This is a genomic window from Nocardiopsis protaetiae (assembly GCF_045446735.1).
GTDB classification, from domain to species: domain Bacteria; phylum Actinomycetota; class Actinomycetes; order Streptosporangiales; family Streptosporangiaceae; genus Nocardiopsis; species Nocardiopsis protaetiae.
In genome coordinates, this window is sequence record NZ_JBJJBV010000359.1 from 1 (window position 1) to 5,680 (window position 5,680).

The following is a 5,680-nucleotide window of genomic DNA, read 5'->3' on the forward strand; positions in this document are numbered from 1 at the left end:
CCACGCCCGGGCCGGCACCCGGACCGACACCGGCCCGGCAACCGCCCGATATCGGGGCCGACGCCGTCCCGACCTGCGGGAACGTCCGGGGTTACCCATCCGGGCCCGTCCCGATACCCGCCCGCCCCGGTTCTTGACCCGCCCTTGGGGACACTCTGGTCAAGAGCGGGTAATTTCCAACACTTTCGTGACGATCGGTTGGGGCGCGGACATAAACTCGATGAAGTTTCCCGTGTCTCGACCACCCCTGAGTAGGTACTTCCATGCCCCGTGGGACCTCAGTGCGCCACCCGTTGGCCGGACTCACCCGTGACTTCCACAAGATCGGCCCCCTCGCCGGTCCGATCGACCCCTGGATGTGCGCTGAGCTGGACCAGCACGCCGCGCAGGTGTGCGACGGCATCGCCTCCTCCGGCGGCGAGGTGACCTCGCGGACCCTGGCCACCTACCTCCACGGGTTCCTCGACGGCTGCCTCGAACGGGGCTGGGACTCGGCCGCCGTCGAATACGACTGGGAGACCCTCCGCGTCCTCGCCATCTGCCGCTTGGCCAAGGAGCGCGGTTTCGTCCGCTAGGTTGTTGCCATCCGCAGGCACCGATGTGACCGACGACGCGCAGTCCCCGGCGACCGTGACCCGCAAGGGTCCGCCGGACACGCCCTCGATCACCCGCCCTGCCCGTTCACCGGCGAAAATCCCTTCACGGGCCTAGGCTGGGGACATCGGCGACCCCACGGCGGCCGGACACGCGCCCCGACGACCGGGCGCGGGGCCTTGCGGAATGCAACGTGGGATGCACGGCGTTATGCCGGTCCGGAACGGACCGGACGTCGTGACTGGCGGAGCGGCCCGCAGGAGCCGCGAGAAAGGAATGCGAATGAGGAGCGGTCGGCACGGGGCGGCGCGCCCACCGGTCGGCGTCCTGATCCAGCAGGATCGCGTCGACTTCGCGCTTTTCGCACTGATCTTCGTCGTCGCGGTGGCCTCCATGGTCTTCAGCGGGCCCGGCAGCGTGGTCTTCTGGCTGGCGCTGCTGCCCCTGATCTCCACGGTGGTCCTGGCCGTCCGGCGCATCGAGCACCTGTCCCGCCTGGAGCTGCGGGACTCGGAGTTCATGTAGGCCGCGGGCGGCGACGCACGACAGCGGGAGGGCGGGGCCGTCGGCCCCGCCCTCCCTTGTCTCCTTCGTCTTGCACCTCTTCGATTCCGTGCCCCCTTCCCCTCGACTACACGTTCGTCGCGCCCGTACCCGTCAGGCGCGGTCCTCGGGCCGCTCGCCCCGGCCCGTGCCCGGCGTGCCCATGCCCGGCCGCGTGCGCATGCCGGTGGCGGTACGCGCGGCGGCGGCACTCTCGGCCTCGGGCTCGGCCGGCGTGGTGGCCGCGGGCCGGTCCATGGCGGCCTGTCGGCCCGCCTCGTAGCTGCCCTTGTCGGCCAGTCGGCCGGTCTCCTCCTCGGCCCGGTCCAGCCAGCGCTCCCAGCGCGACTGCATCGGCCGGATCAGGCCGCCGCCGACACCCACCACCAGGACGCCGCCCACGGTGGCCAGCACGGCGATGAGCACCGGCGTGGTCACGGTCGTGGCGATGCCCATCTGGTTGAGCGCCGCGATGATACCGAGGGCCAGGATGGCCACCGCGGCGAGGTTGGCCAGCAGTCGGCCGTACGAGAGACCGCCCAGCGCACCGGTGATGATGTCGCGGACCGCCTTGGCGATCATCGCCGCCACCACCACGATGACCAGCGCGACGATGCCGCGCGGGATCCAGGCGATCACATCGTTGAGAAGCGTGCTCACCGGGTTCGGTCCGAAGACGTTGAACGCGAGAGTGAACACGAACAGCAGGGCGACGTAGTAGATGATCCTGCCGCACAGCTCACTGGCGCTCCAGTTGCTGCGCTCGAAGTACTCGCCCACCCCGCCGCGGTGGAGGGCGCGGTCCAGACCGACCCTGTGCAGGGCCTTGCCGACACCCTTGCCCACGAACCACGCGATGATCCAGCCCAGTACGAGGACCACCAGGAAGCCGACCAGCAGCGGCACGAAGCTCGCCACCGCCTGCCAGGCAGTTGTCAGACCCTGACCCACATCCATGACGTCTTCACCCCCAAATCGCTCGCTCCGTTCGGTCGTACCGAAAGGTCGCCGTTCGGAACCGGCGAAGAGAAGCACGGTGCCTCCCACCCGGGCGATACCCGGAGTATCCGCTTCAAATCATTTATCGGCGCAGGACGGAAGGTATTGCCCTGCCTTGGGAATTCCCTGATCGGAACAAGGGTGACAGGCCCTTTGCCGAAGAGGACAATGCGCTATGGCAAAGGACCCCGGGCGGATGCCCGGGGTCCTTCGTGTCGTCGCGCGTGCGCGGGGGTCGCGCTGGGTCAGGAGTCCTGTCCGGCCGGTGCCTCATCGCCGGCGCGGTGCAGGTCCCAGCCGCTGATGCCGCGCCAGGCCAGGCGGGCCACCAGCAGCTCGGCGGCGTCCTTGGGCACCGATCCCTGTCTGTTGATCCAGTAGCGGGCGCTGGTCTCGGCCATGCCGACCAGCCCGATGCTCAGCAGGTGCGCCTCCTCGTCGGAGATGCTGGTGTCCTGCCGGATGACCTCGCCGATGAGCTCGGCGCAGCGCTGGAACGTCTGCTCGCTCTTTTCGCGCACCGCCGGGAGATTGCGCAGATCGGATTCGAAGACCAATCGGAACGCCTCGCCGTCACCGGCCACGAAGTCGAAATACGCGCGGAAACTCGCGATGACCCGCTGGCGGTTGTCGTCGGTGCTCTCCAGCGCCTCGCGCTGTTTTTCGACCAGCGCCTCGGAGTGCTCCTCCAAGAGGGCGAGGTACAGCTCCAGCTTCCCGGGGAAGTGCTGGTAGAGGACAGGCTTGCTCACCCCCGCGCGCTCGGCGATCTCGTCCATCGCGGCAGCGTGGTACCCGCGGGCGACGAAGATCTCCTGCGCGGCGGCGAGGAGCTGTCGGCGGCGCCTGACCCGGGGCAGACGGGTGCCCCGGGAGCGGGCGTCTGAAGGAGCTGTCACACCCACACCCTCCGAACTCGGCATGGCAGATGCACGCCATCATCGGACATCTGCGTGGCTGGCGCCGTCGTGCGCGTCCCCGGTCCGGGGAGCGCTCCACGGCGTTTCCCGCCATCTTACTCCTGCGTAAGTTACCTGTGACATAAGGAGTCGTCCCAGGGCCGTGAGACGGGAGCGGCGGGAGAGCGGTCGCGGCGTGCGCGGTCAGCGCCGATCGTCGTCGTCGGTCCCGGCCTCGCGCAGCTGCTCCACCACGTCGGCCTCGTTCGCGTCGGGGTGCTCCCCGACCGCGGCGCGCTCCAGCCAGTCGTCGTCCTCGGTGTCGGAGGCGGGCAGCCGCTGCTCGGCGGCGTCGGCCTCGGGAACCGCGGCCTCCGGGTCCTCCCCGGGTGCGGGACGTGTCGTCGGGTCCTCGGTCACGGGTACCTCCCCCAGTCGACGGACGTACCGCCGACCCTACCCGCCGCCGTGCCGCGGGCGGGGGAGGCGGCGGGGAATGAATCGGCGGGTCAGGGTGGTTGCCGCCCAGAGGGACGCGGACCTTCGCGAATGTGCGGCCTGACACCGCCCCCGGGGGTGGGAATGGAAAACCCCACCCGTTAGGTTGGGTATAAGAGCAAGCACGCTTCGCGCCCCGCGACCCCTGCGCCCGTGGTCCTCCTGCTGCGGGCGGTGTGAAGCATCACGAACAGACATGAGGAGTCACCGTGTCGCTGCCGCCGCTGGTGGAACCAGCTGACGAGCTGACCGTGGACGAGGTGCGCCGCTATTCGCGACACCTGATCATCCCCGACGTGGGCATGGACGGGCAGAAGCGCCTGAAGAACGCCAAGGTGCTCGTCGTCGGTGCGGGCGGGCTGGGTTCCCCGGCGCTGCTCTACCTCGCCGCCGCGGGTGTGGGCACGCTCGGCATCATCGACTTCGACGTCGTGGACGAGTCCAACCTCCAGCGCCAGGTCATCCACGGCCAGAGCGACGTGGGCCGCCCCAAGGCCGAGTCGGCCCGCGACAGCATCAAGGAGGTGAACCCCAATGTGACGGTGATCCTCCACCAGGACCGCCTGGACTCCGACAACGCGCTGGAGATCTTCGCGGACTACGACCTGATCCTGGACGGGACCGACAACTTCGCGACCCGCTACCTGGTCAACGACGCCGCGGTCATCCTGAACAAGCCGTACGTGTGGGGTTCCATCTACCGCTTCGACGGCCAGGTCAGCGTCTTCTGGAACGAGTACGGGCCGCAGTACCGCGACCTGTACCCCGAGCCCCCGCCGCCCGGCATGGTCCCCTCCTGCGCCGAGGGCGGCGTCCTGGGCGTGCTGTGCGCCTCCATCGGGTCCGTCATGGTGAACGAGGCCATCAAGCTGATCACCGGCATCGGTGAGCCGCTGGTGGGCCGCCTGCTCATCTTCGACGCCCTGGAGATGAGCTGGCGCGAGGTGAAGATCCGCAAGGACCCCGACACCGAGCCGGTCACCGAGCTCATCGACTACGAGGCGTTCTGCGGCGTCGTCTCCGACGAGGCCAGCGAGGCCGCGGCCGGGTCGACGATCACCGCGGGCGAGCTCAAGGACCTCCTCGACAACAAGCCCGACGACATCTTCCTCGTGGACGTCCGCGAGAAGAACGAGTACGAGATCGTCAGCATCCCGGGCGCCACGCTGATCCCCAAGGGCGAGTTCCTCAACGGCAAGGCCTTCGAGAAGCTCCCCCAGGACAAGCGCGTCGTCCTGCACTGCAAGTCGGGCGTGCGCTCGGCCGAGGCGCTGGCCGCGGTCAAGGCCGCGGGCTTCGCCGACGCGGTGCACGTCGGCGGCGGCGTCCTGGCCTGGGTCAACCAGGTAGACCCCAGCCTGCCGTCGTACTAGCTTTGGCCCTCCGCTTCGCTTCGGGCCGTGCTCGGACGCCCGGGGAACGGGAATGGGGTTTCGGTTGGCACAGCGGCCCTACGCGGCCGTCCTCGCCCACCCGTCGCCCGCCACCGCCCTCAAAGGGCGGCCTGGCGGCCGACGGTTCTTCTCCTCGAAGACGTCCGCTCCGGGCCTCCAGAAGCCCGTGGGCGCCCTCACTACCAGGCACTCGCCGCTCTTCGGACGGCGCCGGGACCACCCCGGCGCCGTTCGCCGTGTCCAGGGGCGGTATCCGGGGCCGTAGCCGGGCGCCCGAATGGGTACAAGTCCTGCCAAGGGCCGTCGGCCGATTGTCGGGACGGCCCTGCCGCAGGGAGGTGGCACCATGCGTGAGAAGGGACGCCGGGCCGACTGGGTGGCGATCGCCGCCGGTCTGGCACTGGGACTGAGCTTCGTCTGGCACGGGATGTACGGGTTCAGCGGGGGCGCGCTGTTCGTGCTCGGGCTGGGGGTCATCATGGCCGCCGTCATCTCCCTCACCCGCCCCGGGGCGCTCTCGGGGGAGATCGCGGTGCTGGCCATCGGTGTGCTCGTGTTCGCGATGCCCTGGCTGCTGGGCTACACCCACCTGCCCCTGGCGGCGTGGACCGCCTGGATCATCGGCGCCGGACTCGCCGCGCTCGGCGCCTACGGCCTGGTGCAGGCCCGCCAGGCGCGGCGGCGCGACCCCGACTCCGTCTGGAGCGCCCACGTCAACGAGTTCCCGGCCTGACCGGGGAGCACTCCGGGGGG

7 protein-coding genes are annotated in these 5,680 nt (G+C 69.9%); 4 read left to right on the forward strand and 3 right to left on the reverse strand.

Annotated features, from left to right (window positions below):
* Nucleotides 1–263: 263 nt before the first annotated feature.
* Entirely contained in the window at nt 264–575 is a 312-nt protein-coding gene (locus tag ACJOT3_RS31805) for a DUF6401 family natural product biosynthesis protein (protein WP_406976833.1), read from the forward strand.
* A 301-nt stretch (nt 576–876) separates the two neighbouring features.
* The gene (locus ACJOT3_RS31810) at nt 877–1,119 is read left to right on the forward strand and encodes a hypothetical protein (RefSeq protein WP_406976834.1); all 243 of its coding nucleotides are present in this window, start codon (nt 877–879) and stop codon (nt 1,117–1,119) included.
* A gap of 132 nt (nt 1,120–1,251) precedes the next feature.
* Here the strand turns inward: ACJOT3_RS31810 and ACJOT3_RS31815 are convergent, their stop codons facing one another.
* From ACJOT3_RS31815 to ACJOT3_RS31825, 3 genes are all read right to left on the reverse strand, one after another.
* Complete coding sequence (locus ACJOT3_RS31815; protein WP_406976835.1) at nt 1,252–2,094, reverse strand: mechanosensitive ion channel family protein; 843 nt, start codon at nt 2,092–2,094, stop codon at nt 1,252–1,254.
* A 287-nt stretch (nt 2,095–2,381) separates the two neighbouring features.
* Nucleotides 2,382–3,035 carry a TetR/AcrR family transcriptional regulator gene (locus tag ACJOT3_RS31820; protein ID WP_406976836.1) on the reverse strand — a complete coding sequence of 218 codons (654 nt, stop codon included), beginning with the start codon at nt 3,033–3,035 and terminating at the stop codon, nt 2,382–2,384.
* Nucleotides 3,036–3,239: 204 nt separating this feature from the next.
* On the reverse strand, nt 3,240–3,455 hold the full coding sequence (locus ACJOT3_RS31825) for an Rv3202a family protein (protein ID WP_406976837.1): 216 nt from the start codon (nt 3,453–3,455) through the stop codon (nt 3,240–3,242).
* 287 nt (nt 3,456–3,742) lie between these two features.
* Between ACJOT3_RS31825 and moeZ the strand changes: the two genes are divergently transcribed.
* Nucleotides 3,743–4,906 carry an adenylyltransferase/sulfurtransferase MoeZ gene (gene moeZ / locus ACJOT3_RS31830; RefSeq protein ID WP_406976838.1) on the forward strand — a complete coding sequence of 388 codons (1,164 nt, stop codon included), beginning with the start codon at nt 3,743–3,745 and terminating at the stop codon, nt 4,904–4,906.
* Between the two features lie 367 nt (nt 4,907–5,273).
* Nucleotides 5,274–5,660, forward strand: coding sequence for an SPW repeat domain-containing protein (locus ACJOT3_RS31835; RefSeq protein ID WP_406976839.1), 387 nt, complete (start codon nt 5,274–5,276; stop codon nt 5,658–5,660).
* Nucleotides 5,661–5,680 lie beyond the last annotated feature (20 nt).